The organism is Pseudomonas sp. SID14000, assembly GCF_002165135.1.
Lineage (GTDB): Bacteria > Pseudomonadota > Gammaproteobacteria > Pseudomonadales > Pseudomonadaceae > Aquipseudomonas.
On the sequence record NZ_NFZQ01000008.1, the window covers coordinates 159,048 to 175,458 of the forward strand.

Annotated in this window: 10 protein-coding genes; 1 reads left to right on the plus strand and 9 read right to left on the minus strand. The window is 65.3% G+C overall.

The window, feature by feature from the left end:
• From CAY82_RS13985 to mnxG, 9 genes are all read right to left on the minus strand, one after another.
• Window positions 1–822, minus strand: coding sequence for a hypothetical protein (locus CAY82_RS13985; RefSeq protein ID WP_087501733.1), 822 nt, complete (start codon window positions 820–822; stop codon window positions 1–3).
• Window positions 776–2,449 (minus strand): GspE/PulE family protein, encoded by a 1,674-nt coding sequence (locus tag CAY82_RS13990; RefSeq protein ID WP_087501734.1) that lies wholly within the window; start codon window positions 2,447–2,449, stop codon window positions 776–778. Before CAY82_RS13990 ends, CAY82_RS13985 begins: the two co-directional genes overlap by 47 nt.
• A 183-nt stretch (window positions 2,450–2,632) precedes the next feature.
• The gene (locus CAY82_RS13995; RefSeq protein WP_063914269.1) at window positions 2,633–3,166 is read right to left on the minus strand and encodes a response regulator; all 534 of its coding nucleotides are present in this window, start codon (window positions 3,164–3,166) and stop codon (window positions 2,633–2,635) included.
• Window positions 3,167–3,414: 248 nt separating this feature from the next.
• Window positions 3,415–4,053 (minus strand): SurA N-terminal domain-containing protein, encoded by a 639-nt coding sequence (locus CAY82_RS14000; RefSeq protein ID WP_087501735.1) that lies wholly within the window; start codon window positions 4,051–4,053, stop codon window positions 3,415–3,417.
• A 12-nt stretch (window positions 4,054–4,065) separates the two neighbouring features.
• Complete coding sequence (locus CAY82_RS14005) at window positions 4,066–5,556, minus strand: ABC transporter substrate-binding protein (RefSeq protein ID WP_170931077.1); 1,491 nt, start codon at window positions 5,554–5,556, stop codon at window positions 4,066–4,068.
• Between the two features lie 239 nt (window positions 5,557–5,795).
• On the minus strand, window positions 5,796–6,461 hold the full coding sequence (locus CAY82_RS14010) for an SCO family protein (RefSeq protein WP_087501737.1): 666 nt from the start codon (window positions 6,459–6,461) through the stop codon (window positions 5,796–5,798).
• Window positions 6,458–7,114, minus strand: coding sequence for an SCO family protein (locus CAY82_RS14015; RefSeq protein WP_087501738.1), 657 nt, complete (start codon window positions 7,112–7,114; stop codon window positions 6,458–6,460). Before CAY82_RS14015 ends, CAY82_RS14010 begins: the two co-directional genes overlap by 4 nt.
• Entirely contained in the window at window positions 7,111–9,087 is a 1,977-nt protein-coding gene (locus CAY82_RS14020) for a cytochrome D1 domain-containing protein (RefSeq protein ID WP_087501739.1), read from the minus strand. The genes CAY82_RS14015 and CAY82_RS14020 overlap by 4 nt, the downstream gene beginning before the upstream one ends.
• A gap of 18 nt (window positions 9,088–9,105) precedes the next feature.
• Entirely contained in the window at window positions 9,106–14,952 is a 5,847-nt protein-coding gene (gene mnxG / locus CAY82_RS14025) for a manganese-oxidizing multicopper oxidase MnxG (RefSeq protein ID WP_087501740.1), read from the minus strand.
• Window positions 14,953–15,340: 388 nt separating this feature from the next.
• Between mnxG and CAY82_RS14030 the strand changes: the two genes are divergently transcribed.
• Window positions 15,341–16,411, plus strand: a complete 1,071-nt coding sequence (locus CAY82_RS14030; RefSeq protein WP_087501741.1) for an enoyl-CoA hydratase/isomerase family protein — start codon at window positions 15,341–15,343, stop codon at window positions 16,409–16,411.

A 16,411-nucleotide genomic window follows, 5' to 3' on the forward strand; every position in this document is an offset into this window, starting at 1 on the left:
TCAGGCCACCGCCCGCCACATGGCGCACAGCGGGTCGGCGTCGCTGGCCGGCTGGCACAGCTGCACCGCCGCCAGTTGCGGCACATCGCTGCGGCCCGGAGCATGCAGGTAGACCCGTGGCAGATGCTCGCCGTACAGTTCGCAGGTGCGCTCAATCAGCGCTCGCAGGGCCTGGTCGCTATCGGCGCAGCCTTGCGCCAGTACTTGCTGCCAGGCCCCCCCGGCGGCCAGCAGCAGCACGCTGCGGCGCGGTTCGGCCAGGACGAACAGAAAGTCACCCTGCGCCAGCTGTGCCGAGCAGCGGTTGTAGGCGGCCATCAGGTACGGCTGCACCGAGCGCAGGCTCAGGTGGCTTTCTCGGCCCAGCGCCTGCAGCCGCTGCAGCAAGGCTTCGGGCAGCGCCGTAGCGATGCGCGCGGCACCGGCCGGCTCGGGTGACAGCACGATGCGCCAGTCGTCCAGCGGCTGCCCGTAAAGGTTTTCGAAGCAGGCCCGGGCGTAGGCGTCCAGCTCGCGCGGGTTTCCAATAGCATCGCTCCAGGGCACCAGGCAGAAACGGCTGTAGCGGGCCGACAGCAGCACCCGCAACTGGGCACCGCGCACGGCATGCTCGGCCAGCAGCGTGGCCAGGGCGTCGACCGCGGCGTCCCAGGCCGGTTGGCCAGCATCACAGGCGAAGTCGCGGCTACCCAGCCACTGGTGCTGGTTGGCATGCCAGCTACCCAGGCCTACACCTTCGGCGCCGAGTACCGCGCTGTATCTGTAAGAGCCATGATCAGATGAACGTGACACGGTTGATCTCCTCGAGGGTGGTACGGCCATCACGGACCAGGTCCAGGGCCGAAGCCCGCAGCAGGCGCAGGCCGCGCTGGCAGGCGAGGGTCTTGATTTGCGACAGTGGCCGGCGCTCTACGATCATCTGCCGCAGGTCGTCGTCCAGGTGCAGCAGTTCGGCGATGGCGCTGCGGCCGCGGTAGCCACTGCCGCGGCACTGGCCGCAGCCCTGGGCGCGGACGAATTTCCAGCCGGCCACGCCTTCACGGGTCAGGCCAGCGCCATACAGGGTGTCGTCGTCGACTTCGCACGGGGTGGCGCAGTGCGGGCAGGCCAGGCGGATCAGGCGCTGGGCCAGCACCGCATTGAGCGCGGAAACGAAGCTGTAGGGGTCGACCTGCATCTGGCTGAAGCGGCCGATAACATCAAATACGTTGTTGGCGTGGATAGTGGTGAACACCAAGTGGCCGGTGAGCGCCGACTGCACGGCGATTTGCGCGGTGTCCGGGTCGCGGATTTCACCGACCAGGATCTTGTCCGGGTCATGCCGCAAGATCGAGCGCAGGCCGCGGGCGAAAGTCAGGCCCTTCTTCTCGTTTACCGGGATCTGCAGCACGCCGGGCAGCTGGTATTCGACCGGGTCCTCGATGGTGATGATCTTGTCCACGCCATGGTTGATCTCGCTGATCATGGCGTACAGGGTGGTGGTTTTACCGCTGCCGGTGGGGCCGGTGACCAGGATCATGCCGTAGGGTTCGGCGGCCAGCCGGCGCAGGGCGCGCAGGGTTTCGTCGGCAAAGCCCAGGGCCTGCAGCTGCACACCGTTGACCCGGTCGGACAGGTCCTGCTTGTCGAGCACCCGCAGTACCGCGTCTTCGCCAAAGATGCTGGGCATGATCGATACCCGAAAGTCGATTTGCCGGTCGCCCACGGCAACCTTGAAACGGCCGTCCTGTGGCACACGCTTTTCGCCGATGTCCAGCTCGGCCATTACCTTGATGCGTGAAATCACCTGATCGGCGAAAGCGCTGCCGCTGGCCTTGCCAGCGCCGTTGAGCACGCCGTCGATGCGGTACTTGATGGTCAGGCCCTGGCCGGTCATGCCCAGGTGTATGTCACTGGCGTGCAGCTTGAGGGCGTCGTACAAGGTTGAGTTGACCAGCTTGACCACGCGGCTCTGATCTTCGCTGATGCTGGCCAGCGACAGACGTTGCAACGGGTCGCTTTCGCTGCTGGCTTCGGCGTCATGGTCAAGGGCGTCCACGGCGTGGAAGCTTTCTTCGTGGCGGGCCAGGAAGGTGGCCAGGTCTGCGGCGTGGGCCAGGTACAGCGGTGCGCCTTGCAGCACATCGTCGATCCAGGCCAGGCGGGCGTGGTCGAAAGGGTCGGCGAACACACCCAGCAGTTGGCCGCCCTGCTCGATCAGCACGAATTCCCGCTTCAGGCACGTCGCCAGGCTGACCTTGTCAAAGCGTGGGGTGCTGGCCAGCAGCGATTGGCTGTCCAGCACCGGATAATGCAGGGTCAGACCCAGGCGCTGGGTGAAGGTATCGGGGGTGTCGCAGGCCAGCTGTTCCAGGCGGGTGAGCAGGCGTTCGTCGCTGGTTTGCAGGCGGGCCTGGGCCAGCAGGTCGCGGGGGTAGGCCGAGAATGGTGCTGGATTCTTCGCGGGCATGCCCGCTCCCACAGGTTCACTGCGAACCTGAAGAACACGCAAATCCTGTGGGAGCGGGTTTACCCGCGAAGAGGCCGGTGCAGGCGGTAGAGCTTCCTGAGTTGCATCGAATGCTTCTGGCATGGCCGGCGACTCCGCTCAGGGGCGCGTCGCAGGCTGGCTCGGCCAGGGGTGCGGGCGCCGCTATTCCCCTGTGAGCAGTTGATCGTCGTCAGGCCCTGGCGGCTTGGCGCCATTACGGCGGCGGTCGGCCAGGACCCAGCTTCCATCGTACAACTGCAGGGGGAACGATTCGTTCCTGTTCTGGCGTCGTTCGACGAACCCTTCAGCCGGGTTGTCCGTGGCCCTGCGCCGGCGCTCGATGCCCATCAGGTCGAAGATCGCACGGGCCAGTTCCACCAACGGGAACGGCTTGAACAGGACATGGCTCACACCCAGCTCGGCGGCCCGCTCACGCACTTCGACGGTGGGATGGGCGGTAATCAGCACGAAGTGGCACTGCCTGTTCTTGCGTACGGTCTCCAGAACCTGAAAACCCTCCATGTCGGGCAAGCGGTAATCCAGCACGATCACTTGCGGTGCCAGGCTTGCAGCCTGTTCGATACCACTGGCACCGTCGTGGGCAACATGAACTTCCAGGCCTTGCGCCTGCAGGTACGCTTGCAGGTTCTGCGCAAGTGTCTGTTCGTCATCGACTACCAATACTCTGTTCACCAAGGTCGACTCCCAAGAACTGCCCGGTAACCCGGTCTGCGAAGTGCGCCCCTGTGAAGGCTTGAGCAGGCTTCGTGCCAGGCGTGAATAGTCATGCTGCACCACTGTAAGTCATTGATTTGAAAAAAGTACCAATCAACACCTGCAACACGGCGGGCAGGCGCACCGGTCCGGTTCCCCACATGCGGGGAAACTGATGGCACAATGCCAGATCTTTATTCCCCAGCATTGGGGAAACGCCATCAGGGACCTCAGTCGGCGATCTCCACGGTAGCGGACGCACGCAAACGTTGGCGCACGGCCTGGCGCGCCTGCGCCTCCCGCTGGCCGATGAGCGTAGTCCTGGCCAGGACCAGGCCCTGTTCGTGTATGACCGAAGGCTTGTCACTTTGTTGCGCTCCTTGCAAGGTTTCCCGGTTGGCATCATAGAATGCCTCCACTTCGGCCTGGCTGGGCGCGGCGACCGCACTGAGCTGGGCATACACCTGCTGCGCGGCCAGCTCGCGCCGGGTGTACTCATTGTACTGTGCCCTATCGAAGCCCGCTTCCGCCAGCCGCCGTTCAAAGATTGCCGGGCTGCCAAGCGCGGCCTCGACCTCGCCCACATGCGCCGACACCTGCTCGTCGCTGATGGCTATGCCGCGGCGCTGGGCCTCCTGCCACAACAGCTCCTTGTCGATCAGCTCATCCAGGGCCTGGTCGCGCAGGCGCTTGTACAGGGTCGGGTTGCGGATGCTGGTCACCGCGCGGCCCTGGGCCTCCAGGTATTCGCTGAAATAGCGCTCCAGACGCATCATTTCGATCTCCACACCATTGACCCGCGCCGCCGCCACATCGGCCCAGCTTGCCTTGGCCAACACCTGCAACAGGCACAACAACAGAACACGCATGGCAACCTCCGCTCAAGGGCTGTCCGGCAGTGGCCGGTACGGGGCGACTGCGGTGAAGCGCGGCCCGGGCAGGGCCACCGCCACCACATGGGCACCGGCCATGCCCTGGCGGCGACCGGGGCCAAAGCCCAAGGCCGGGGTCAGGCCGGTAGATACATCATGCAGACCTTCCAGCGCGGCAATCAGCTGCTCGCGGCTGGTGTCACGGCCACTACGCTTCAATGCCTCGCTCAACAGGCGCAGGGCGCACAGGGTGTTGACCTGCAACGACGCCTGGCGTGGGTCGAGGCCCTGGCGCTGCTGCAGGCCGGCCAGAGTCGCCAGGCCTTGATCGGTCCAGTCCTCGGGCACGTAGGGATAGGCCAGGAACACCCGTTGCGACCACGACTCGGGCAAGCGCGCCACTGCGCCGGTCACCTGGCTGGAGGCAGCAAACAGGTATGGCTGGCGGCCAGCGGCCTGCAGCACCGAGGCCAATTCGGCAAAGGCCTGGGCGCGGCCGAGGAAGACGATGCCCTGCCCGTCCACCGCCTGGCCAGCAAAGGCCTGGACAGCGGGTGGTGCCCAGCCCAGCTGGAACAGGCGTTCGCGCACTTGCTCGGCCAACGCCGCTTGTTCATTGCCGGCATACACCACGCGCAGGTCGCCCGCTGCCAGGCCTAGTGCCGAACGGGCGTGGCCTGCCAGGCTCAGCAATTGCGCGGGCAAGCCGGGCAACGGATCGAAAATCTGTATGCTGCCGCCGCTGCGTGGGGTGCTGCCAATCAGGGGTACATTCTGTGGTGCGAGCAAGGTTGCCAGGCGTTGGTCGAGCATAGGCACCAATGGCGCGATCAGGGCAAATACCCGCTCCTGCTCCAGCAACTGCTTCAGCGCCCGTTCGGCGCTGGCCGGGTCGAAGCCCGGGTCGAGCACTACCAGTTCCAGGCGTCGCCCGTGGATGCCACCCTGCTGGTTGAGCTGCGCCAGGCCGTCTTCCAGCACCGCACGCACCACCTGCCCGGCCTCGGCCAGCGGGCCAGACGCCGGCAGCAAGGTACCCAGGCGCAGCACACCCTCCTCCACGCCAGGGTCGCGGTCCTGGGCCAGACGCTTGAGGTAGGCCGTGAGGTTGCGCTGGTCGGCCAGGGTCAGTTCGAAGCGTGGCATGGCCGGGTCCAGGCGATTGCCGGCCGGGTCGACGCCTTGCTGAATGGCCCGGGCCAGGCTGCTGTCGGTGTATGCCGGGTAGCGGCGACCGTTGCTTTCGCGTTCGCCTCGGCCTTGCGCCAGGCGCTGCCAGTCGAGGCTGGGTGGGCGCACACCACCTTCGGCACGACCGCGGCCATCGTTGCCGTGGCAGCTGGCGCAGGGCAGCACGCTGGCGGGGACCGTCATGTCGCTGGCGCCGACCCGGGCTTGCAGCTGTGTGTCGCTGCTGGAGACGCCCTCGCGGTAGAGACGTTTGCCGGCTTGTTCATGTTCGGTCAGCTCCAGGGCAAAGGCAGAAAAAAAGGGTGCCATGCCGAGCACGAACGCCAACCAGATCGCAAGCCCTGTGGGAGCGGTCTTCGTGGGAGCGGCCTTGCGTCGCGAAAGGGCTGTGCAGCAGCCCCAGCGATAGTTGCACCAGCCCAGAAAACGGGGAGCGCTGCGCGCTCCTTTCGCGACGCAAGGCCGCTCCCACAAAGACCGCATCCACAAAGGGAGTTCCCAGAGTGGCAGATGCCACAGAGGCCAATGCCGCAGGGATCGCATGATACTCACCGATCTGCCAAAGGCAGGGCCAGCAACTGCATGCGCTGGGCAATCACTGCCGGCGGTGCATCCGGGCGGATCTTGTTCCAGCGCTTGCCGGCCACATCGCCGGCAATCAGTTGTGTCGAATGCTGCTCGGGGCTGGGCAGGAACTGGCCGATACGGCCAAGCACCAGGTCGACGTTGGCCTTGTTACCGGTCAGGAACAACCAGTTGGGCCCATCCACGCCCTGTTTCTCGGCAAACGCCTTGAGCACCTGCGGGGTGTCATTGAGCGGGTCGCTGCTGATCGACACGAAGGTCACCTGGCTGGCCAGCTCTGGCCCCATGGCCTCGCGCACTTCGCGCAACTTGCGGGTAATCAGCGGGCAGGCGTCGGTGCAGTGGGTGAAGATCACGTTGAGCATCACCACCTTGTCCTTGAGCACATCGCTATAGAAGCGCAGCTCGCGGCCGTTCTGGTCCTTGACCACAGTGTCGGTGAACCAGGTCCGCGCATCGCGGGTGCCACCGCCACTTGTCATCGCCTGTGGTGCCGGTTGCGGTTCGGGCGGCTGCGGCGCATGGCCTTCGTGGGCGAACGCCACCGAGGCGAGGATCCACAGGCAGCCACCCAGCACCAGCCAGTCAAAACCGCGCATGCCGACGCGGCGTGAGCTTACCTGGCTCATGGTCGCACCTCGTGATGATCGGCAATGGCCGTGCTCTTGGCATGCACCCGGCGAGCGCCGAGGCGGTTGATTTCGTCAATCAGTACCGCCGGGTCAGTGAACCCGTAGTAGCGCGTCCAGTGCCCACTGCGCCCGTCACCCACCAGGATCAGCGGCGGGTGCTGGCTGAGGTCGGCGCTGAAGCTGCCCAGCCCCTTAAGGGTTTCGCTGATGGCGTACGGCGTGCCGGTCAGCCAGCTCCAGCCCGGCCCCTTCTGGAAGGCCTTGGCGTAGTCCTGCAGGCGCTTGGCGTCGTCACGTTGCGGGTCGACGCTGATCGACACAAGATGAATCTCTTGCCCTACCCGGCCACCCAGTTGCTGCTGGACCTTGCCCATGATCGACGACACCACAGGGCACACTGTGGTGCAGTTGGTGTAGATAAAGCCCATGACCACCAGGTGGTCGCCCACCAGGTCCTTTTCCAGGCGTACCGGCATGCCATCCTGGTTCAGCAGCGATACATCGGCAAAGCGCACGCTGGCCTTTTCCTGGCGCGCCGCTGGCGGCTGTTCGGCGTGGCCGTTGTGGTCGTGGCTGTCATGGGCCAGAACCAGATGACTGGCAAAAGCCAGGCTCAAGGCCAACAGTGTGCAAACATGCTTGGCGTTCATCGCAGATTCCTCACGTCAGTCTCGGAAGCGTTGGACGTTGCGGCCGGCAGGACGCGCAGGCTGGTGTAGTTTTCTTCGGCGAACTTGCGCCCAAGCGACGGCGACTGCACATGCAGGTACCAGGCGCCGGCTTCGGGCAGGGTCAGGGCTGCTTGATAGATGCCCTCGCCCACCTCCTCCAGCTGCAGGTTGCGCGGCATCGACGAAGGCGCCAGGAAGTAGCGCAGGCTCAGGTCGCTCAGGCCCAGGCGCGGCTGGCCGTCGTCGCCGACGATGCGCACCCGGGCGGTAATGGCGCTGTGCTGCGACAGCGGCCGGTCCAGGCCGATGAACTCGGCGTGCGCGCCCTTGCGCCTGCCGGCATTCGGCGCTTCGGCCACGCTGGCGCTGAAGCAGTGGATGATTTGCGGCTGGTTGAGCAGGAAGGCCACGTCGAACTTGCCGGCGGCGGGCATCTTCACCGTCGAGCCATACACGCCAGGCGCCAGCTCGCGCAGGCTACGGTCGACGACGATGACGGCGCGAGCCTGGTGGCCACGGTTGTTGTAGCCGGACATCGGTGCGTTCATGCCTTCGGCATAGAAGTAGGTGGTGTTGTCCACCGGGTTGACCACGAACACCGAATTGTCGTCGCGCGACACCGACAGCCCCTGGGCCAGCGGCAGGTCACCGGCCTGGCGTGGCGCTGCCGGGCCCGCCTCGAAGCCCTGGACGATGGGCGAGCGCCCTTCGCCCAGGCTGGCCAGGTTGATCATGCTCACCTTCGGTGAAGCCAGGCCGCGCACGTAGGCATAACCCTTGGTGAAGGTCAGCTGGTACGGTTCGGCCGCCACGGGGATATGGTGGATCAGCTTGTCGGTACTGGCGTCGATCACCAGGGCCTGGTTCTCCAGGGTATTGAGCACGATGCCGTAGCGGCCATCGCTGCTGAAGCGCATCGGCCCCAGGCCCTGTTCGGCCTGGACGGTGTGGCGCAGCTGGTGGTTGCGGGCATCGAACACCCGCACGCTGCCCTCTTCGCCATCGACCACGTACACCGCCTGGGACAGCGCCGAATAGCTGACTGACAGCGGGTGCGGGCCAACCTTGATGGTTTTGACCAGGCGCATTTCCGGGATGTCGATGACGCTCAGGGTGCCACTGTCGCGGTTACTGACATAGGCATAGTGCGAGTCGGCGCTGAAGGCGATTTCGTGGTGCCCGCTGCCGGTGTTGAAGGTTTTCAGGGTGTTGCGCCCCGGCACATCGATCACGGTTACCCCGCCTTTGGCCGGATCACTGCTGTTGTTGCCCACCCACAACCGGTGCTGGTCCGGCTGCAGGGCCACGCGCAGCGGCTGGTCGCCAGCGTCCAGGTCAGCCACACGGGTGAAAGTTTCGGTGTCGATCACCGAGACCTTGCCGCGCTCGGGAATGGACACGAACACCTGCTTGTCGTCACTGGTGGCGACCCAATCCGCAGGCCGCCCAGGCAGGTCGATGCGGGCCATGGTGCTGGTAACGCCGCCCACCGATACGGTCGGGTCGATCACCGTCAGGCTGGCGTCCTTGTTCATCATCAACAGGAAGTAACTGTTCAGGTCGAGCAATGGCCGGGCGCCGATGCTGCTTTTGAGGAACAGCGCGACACGGGCCTTGCAGCTCTGGTCGCGGTCGCCCTCCGGGGCCGACTGCGTCGGGTCGATCCACGCCCCCGGGGCCATGCCTGACAGCGGCTGGCCACTGACCTGGTCGCTGACCTTGAAACGGATATTGGCGAAGCTGCCTTCCTGCAGCTCGCCCCCGGCCAGCGGCCGGGCCTCGAACTCCACGGTCACGCCGTCCCGGCTGAGCCGGTGCGGGGCCTGCGGATCGGCAGACTCCTGCAACAGCTCGCGCGGATCGCACCAGAGGCTTTCATACGCCACGCCCAGGCCGATCAGCGCTACCCCCAGTACTACCCCCACGTAAGCAAGGCGAGTCTTCTTGTGCATGCTCGCGTTCCCCTTCCTTCACTGCGCCGGGGCCGTTGTTGGCGGCGCTTCATTGGTCACCCGCAAGATCCCCCACAGCCCCGAGAGGTTGCCGTAGGCGGCGTAGTCGCGGAACAGGTAGTCACCCGTCACCGCGTTGGCGCCCCCGGCACTCGGCAGCATGAAGCTGAAGTGCGCCGCCGGCAGCACGCTTTCCTGGGCACCGATGTACATGGCCATCGGGTTGTAGCCGAAGCGCACCGAGCCGATGCCGGGCAGGCTCAGCGGGTAGCCATCAACGTCATTCTTCTCGGCCTGGTAGTTGTGCAGTGGCCACACGTGGCCGTCCAGCTGGTAGACCATGCCGCGGCTCCCACCACTGGGCATCACGATGTGGTTGCGCACGGGCTGCCCAGGCTTGGCGTACAGCACCGGGGTTTGCGGGTCGCCACCGACCAGGGCGTTGGCATAGGCCATGTGGGCGTTGGGCACATCGCCAAAGCCCAGGCCAGCGGCGCGGCCGAATGGCGAGTCGGGGGCCATGCCGAAGCGCAGCCACAGGGGCTCGGTCTTGTAGTTGACCGCCATGTTGCCGTTGTCCTGCGGGTCACCAGCGGCGCCGTTGCCTTCGGCGTTGATGCCCTCTACCGGGCGGCCGTCAGCCCAGCGCATGTTCAGTGCACGCTGCCAGACCGTGACGAAATCGCGGTAGTCCGGCTGGCCGGCGACCTTGACCGTGGCCTGGGCACGGCTAGCGGTGTCCTCGGTCCAGGTGGCGGTCTGCGGCAGGACGCTCATGGCGCCCACCAGGCCTTTCTGCGGCTGCTTGATGAAGTCCGACGGAGTCAGGTTGAGGCCGCCGAACTCGATGGCCGTGGTGTTGATGTTGTCCACCGTGCGGCCCAGTTGCGACACCGGCTTGCCTTCGCGCTCCAGGTGGCCCGCATAGTACTGGTAGGTGCGGGTCGGCCAGGCGCCGCTGGTGCCGGCGCGCGGGGCTACGGTCTGCACCGGGTTCAGGCCGACGTTGGCGCCGTCGGACTTGGTGATGTCGTAGGCCAGCAATTGCGCATGCAGGCCCACGTGGCTGGACGGCCGCATCAGGTTGTTGGCGAAGGCGGTGGCGCCCTCGCTGTCGAAGCGGTCACGCTTGACCACGTTGTGCATCACCGCAGTACTGGGCAGGTCCGGCATTACCAGTGGCAGGCGGTTTTCCAGGGTGATGCTGATGCAGTCGCCGGCATTGGCACGCAGCACCAGCGGCTCCACGGGCACACCCGCCTTGAGCTTGCCGGTGGTCACGTCCAGGTCGGCCTTGCGCACGTACAGGATTGCGGTCGGGTCGTGCAGCGGCGCACTGTGGCCACCGATGGTGAAGGGTTCCCCATCTTCGGGGTCTACCCCACTGGCCAGCGGGATGGCGGTCTTGCGGCTGTTGAACACCAGGGTGCCGCCGCTGGCCTTGAGCGGGCCGCCGACATGCTGGCCGACACCGGCCGGATCGTTGATGCTGACCCCGTTGCGGTTCTCGAGGATGTCGTTGGCCAGTGCCGCGACGATCTCGTAACTGCGCTTGACCGTGGGGCGGCTGCCGATGCCATTGGGGTTGGCCGTGGTTTTCGGGCAGATGCCATCGAAGTTCACGGTGTTGCGCATGGCCACCGGCTGCGGGTTGTTGGGCAGCGGGAACAGGTCGGCACGCTGCGCGGTGTAGTTGCGCATGATGCCCCAGATGCCGTTCCAGTAGCCTTCCAGGGCCGCATCCAGCGAATACAGGTAGTCACCGTTGGCGGCAGCCGAGCTGGAGATCATCGACACAGGTGCCATGAAGCCCAGTTGTTCGGAAATGCCAATCATCTGCGATGACTTCCAGCCCGAGTTGGAGCTGTTGCCGTAGCCGGTACCGTTCTGCAGCCACTTAACGCCATGCAAGGTGACGTTGTGCTCCTCTTCATGGCCGCCGGCGTGCATGCGCAGGCGCACGTTATCACCGGAGTATGTGCGCAGCATCGGGGTAAACGGGTCGCCCGGTTCGCTGCCGGCCTTGTTGATGTGCGGCGGGAACAGCGTGGTACCGCCGGTGGGGCCGACCGCCGAAGTGATCGCCGATGGCGCCAGGTTCAGCGCCGGGATGGCGCGGTCGGTACGGGATTGCAGGGCGTAGCTGAGGTCGCCGGCCAGGCCGTCGGCCTGCATGCCACGCTTGCCGTCCGGGCCTACCTTGTTCGGGTCGAACACACGCAGGGCCAAGGGCTCGTTGCGGTAGTTGACGACAAACATGCCTGGGTCATCCACTGAAATCGCCTGCGGGCAGGGCCGGCTTGGGCAGCCCGGCTTGATGCTGCCGCGTTCCTCGACGATGGCCTCCAGCAGGTTCGACGCCTTGCCGCGCACTGGCGGGTTGATGGCATAGCGGAAGCTGTCGGCGGTGGCCGGGTACGACTGGGCATCGGGGATGCCGTTCGGCCCGGCGCCGACGTAAACACCGGCCTCGTAGGCGTGCTGGAAGTCGCTGTACTCCAGGAAGAACTCGCGGTAGCTGTCGTTCTTGCCGTCGCCATCGTGGTCACCGGTCTGGATCACCGCCTGCCACGAAGTCGGGCCACCGTCCTGGCGCGTGGCCGGGTTGTACAGCTTCTCGCCGGTTTCGGCGTGGTACCAGGTGGAGTTGGCCGGTTCGGCCAGCACGGTGGCGTACAGCCCAAGCTGCTGATGGGTCGACGGGCCAAGGTGGTCGTGGGTGAAGATGGTGCCCAGGCCGCGATCGACGTTGTACACGTTCACCAGCGGATCGGCGAACCAGCGCTGCATGGCCGTGCGTGCGCCCAGCCAGTCGGCCCGGCCGAAGCGGCCGAAATAAGGGTGCTGCCGGGCCTGCGGGCAGGCTGCGGTGCCATCGCGGCTGTCGCCCTGGGTGCAGCCATTGTAGGCACGAATGGCCTGCACCCGCTCGACCACGCTGCCGGGCGAGAGGACGCCGTCTTCGTAGTTCCAGCCGTTGGCCGAGCCGTCGGCGGCGGTCAGGTCCCACTTGGGCAGGTGAATGTGCTGGCCGATCACGTCGGTCGGGGTGCGCACCTGATAGTCGTCCATCTCATAGATGTTCGGGATCAGGTTGGTGTGCTGGTACATGGTGCAGTCGAAGGTGTTCATGCGCATCACCAGCGGCTCTGGCGGGCGCTGCTTGGTGATCACCGGCCAGGCGTCTTCCCACAGGGCGATGATACGGGCTTGCGGGAAGTGGTAGCCGACCTTGTTGTACACCGCGTCGAACTGGATGTTGGCGCCCTTGTAGATGCGCGGGCGGTCGGCGGTGAAAGCCGAGGAACCACGGAAGTTCAGGCCCGACAGGCTCTCGCCGCTGAAGTACTCGCCTACCCCGGAGGACTGGGTCAGGCGTTTGCCCCGGTCATCCATGCACGGTTCGTAGAACGGCGCACCGGCAGTCGGCAAGGCGCCATTGGTGCGGAACGCCTTGGCCACCGGCTCACTGCCGGGGATCAGGGCAAAGCTTGGGTGTTCGGCCAGGGCGTGGAACTGCATGGCCGCCTGCTCGACATCGGTGCCCTCTTCCGGCAGGTAGATCGGCTTGGCCTTGTGTACCACCTTGGTGAAATCGAGTCTGGTGGTGGTGGTTTCGGCTTCACCGCCGGCGGATACGCCGTCCAGCGCGTGGCGCCCCAGGCCACCGTCCCAGCCATCGACCTGGTTCGGGTCGAGATTGGCCCACAGTGCCTTGCCGCTTTCCTTGAGCTGGCGAGCCATTGCCGGGTCGAGCATGTCCAGTGGCGGGGTTGGTGGGCGGTTGCCCACGCTGCTTTCCATGCCGCCGATCCAGAACGGATAGCCAGGATTCTTCAAGGTGCCGTCGGCGTTGCGGTTGGCGTCGCTGCGGTCGACCAGCGCCAGCGAGCCGATGGCCTTGCGAACCGGCGCCTGGTTGGCTGGCTCGTCATCCTCTTCTTCGGGCTCGTCGTCATCATCATTGGCGGCAACCAGCGCTTCGGACAGCTTCGGTACAACTACCACCTTGCCTGGCATCGGCGCCATGGCCTTGCCGGGCAGTGGCACGATGGCCGGGATCGGCGTGCCGGCAACGATCTCGCCATCGGGCAGGGCCCGCGCGCCAACCGCCGGCTTGCCGCTGCGCAGGGCGAAAGGGGTGCTGTGGAAGCCATTCTCGCCCTGCCCGCTCACCTCCAGGCGGGTGCCTTCCTCGAACACGTCGTGCACCCGCCACATGGCCCACATGCCCTGGGCGAAGTGCGGGTAGAAGTGGCAATGGTAAATGGCATCGCCCGCCACCCGGTTGCGGTTGCCCGAACCGCCGTTAGCGATTTCGTAGGTGTAGCCGACCCCCGCGCCGATGCCCTGGGCATCGATGTAGTCGGAATTGTCGTCATTGGGGTTGAACAGCCACTGGTGGCCATGCAGATGGAAGATGTGCTGTTCATGGCCGTTGTGGGTGTTGCGGAACTTGGTGAAGTCACCGATGTAGCTGTGGTGCACGTTGGCCGGTTCCGCCGGAAACAGGGCCATGCTGGCCTTGACCCCGACGGCGCTGGCCGGTGGCACTTCACCAGGACGGATGTGCTCCAGGCCGACGTTGGCCGGCACGTCCACCAGGGTACCGACGTCACCGACCGTGTGCGCACTGAGGAAGAACTCCTCATAGGCGCACGACAGGCAGTCGTGCATCGGCCCCACACCCAGGCGGTTGGCCACCACTTCGGCGCCCATACCACCAGAGCCGTAGTTGATCATGAACGAATCACGGGTGGGTTCCAGTACATGGCCCATCACCGGGTCGGCCCAGTAGCCAGGGAACGCCTGGGTACCGGCGACCTCGTCGGCGAACTGCGAGGCGAAATCACGAAACGCCTCCAGGCGGTTGGGCAGCGCCGGGTTGCGCTTGCCCAGGCTTTCCAGCGGGTAGGTAGACTTGGGGAAACTGCCATCCGGGTTGGGCCCCATGACGATGGCGTCGGTTTCGCTGTTGATGATTTCGTTGCCATTGACCATGGCAATGATCGGTTTGCCGGCCTTGCCTTCGGCGATCCAGGGCTGCGTTTGCGGGTAGCGGGCCTCGTAGTCGATCACCGGCTGGCCGGTGGCGGTACGGCCGGTGGTGGCCAGGCGCATTTCTTCTTCGGTAAGGGTATTGCGGTAGGTGCGCCCGCCCTTGGGCACCACCACTACCTGGCCGAACAGGCCGTTGGCAACGTTGCCTGCCGTGCCCTCGCCGCCGAAGGTGGCGGCTTTGCTGGTAGCGGCGAAGGCGCCTTCGCGCTCTGCGTACAGCGTGTAGCTGCGGGTGCTGCCAGGGCTGACGAAGAAGTTGCCGTTACGCCCGGTGTAGGCAGAAATATCGGCGATGCTGTTGACCGCCTGCATACCGTTGACCTGGAAGCCGACCATGCGCTCGGCCACCTGTTCGTCGGCGACGAAGCCTTCAGCGGCTTCATTTTCCAGTTCCAGCCCCTCCTCTTCGCCCTCGGGCTCTGCAGCCTCAATGCCGTGCTTGTTGGGGTTGGCCTGGTAGTCAAGCAGGTTGGTCAGGTTGACCGTCAGGCAGTCACCGGCGGCCACCCGCAGCACGATGGGCCGGGGGCGCTTGTCCGGGCGCAGGGTGACCTTGCCCGGTACCGCCGCCCCACCGATGCTGAGGGGGACCAGCTTGTCGTCCACCACATCCTCGCGCAGGGCGAACATCATGCCGTTGGCGTTTTGTGCGCCAAGGCGGTTGAACATCAGCGGCTGGTCCAGCGCCACCACGTTGGCGACCAAGGTGCGCTGGCACTGCACGGCCGCTTCGCTGGCCGCTGCCCAGCCGAGCAAGGCCAGAGCGAGTGATGACAGAATGGGGCCTTTCAGTGGCGTAGGCATGCCGCACCTCCGGGACACAGGATCTCTGCGTGGAGCTGGAGCAAGGTATATGCCAGAAGATAATCTATTTGAATTTCATGAGGTTACACTAGCAAACGGAACAGATTGGGGAGGATCCCCCAACGATTTCCCCCGAATCGGGGAGTGAGGATTGCCGGTGCCAGATGGCGCTGCTCCTACATTTTCGACCACGTCGATTTCAAGCCATGTCGGCCAGACCCACCACGAAACCTTGCTAGAGTGGGCAATATCGCCACCAAGCAAAAATGCAGAATCCCCCTGCATATTTGTCGATTGTGCAAGGCAAATTCGCATGACAGGATCCTGCGATCCTCCAGCGAACTCCAGACTTCACTTGGAAAATCAATAACAAAGCAGGGAGAACGCAATGACTGCGCACGCTCATACCTCGGCAACCGACCACGTGCTGGCCGAGGTCCGCAACCAGATCGGCCACCTGACCCTGAACCGCCCCGCCGGTCTCAATGCCCTGACCCTGGACATGGTCCGCAGCCTGCGCCAGCACCTCGACCTGTGGGCCGAAGACCCGCAAGTGCACGCCGTGGTACTACGTGGTGAAGGCCCCAAGGGCTTCTGCGCCGGTGGCGATATCCGCTCGCTGCACGACAGCTTCAAGGCCGGCGAAACGCTGCATGAAACCTTCTTCGTCGAGGAATACGCCCTCGACCTGGCCATCCACCGCTACCACAAGCCAGTGTTGGTGCTGATGGACGGCTTCACCCTTGGTGGAGGCATGGGCCTGGCGCAGGGCTGCGACCTGCGCGTGGTCACCGAGCGCAGCCGCCTGGGCATGCCCGAAGTGGGGATCGGCTACTTCCCGGATGTTGGCGGTAGTTACTTCCTGTCGCGCATCCCCGGCGAGCTGGGCATCTATCTGGGCGTCAGCGGCACCCAGATCCAGGCTGCCGATGCGCTGTACTGTGGCCTGGCCGACTGGTACCTGGCCAGCGACCAGCTGGCAGCCCTCGACAAGGGCCTGGACCAGCTGCGTTTTGGCGACCACCCACTCAAGGACCTGCAAAACCTGCTGGCCACGCTCGGTACCCAGGTGCTCGACGACGCGCCGCTGGAAAAACTGCGCCCGGTCATCGACCACTTCTTCGCCCTGCCCGACGTGCCCGCCATCGTCGAGCAACTGCGTGCGGTGAGCATTGGCGACAGCCACGCCTGGGCCGTAGCCACCGCCGACCAGCTGGAAAGCCGCTCGCCGCTCGCCATGGCGGTTACTCTGGAGATGCTGCGCCGGGGTCGCCACCTGAGCCTTGACGACTGCTTTGCCATGGAGCTGCACCTGGACCGCCAGTGGTTCCAGCACGGCGACATCATCGAAGGCGTGCGCGCGCTGATCATCGACAAGGACAAGCAGCCACGCTGGAACCCGCCGACCCTGGCTGCACTGCAACGCCAGCGGGTCGACCAATTCTTCGAAGGCCTGTGA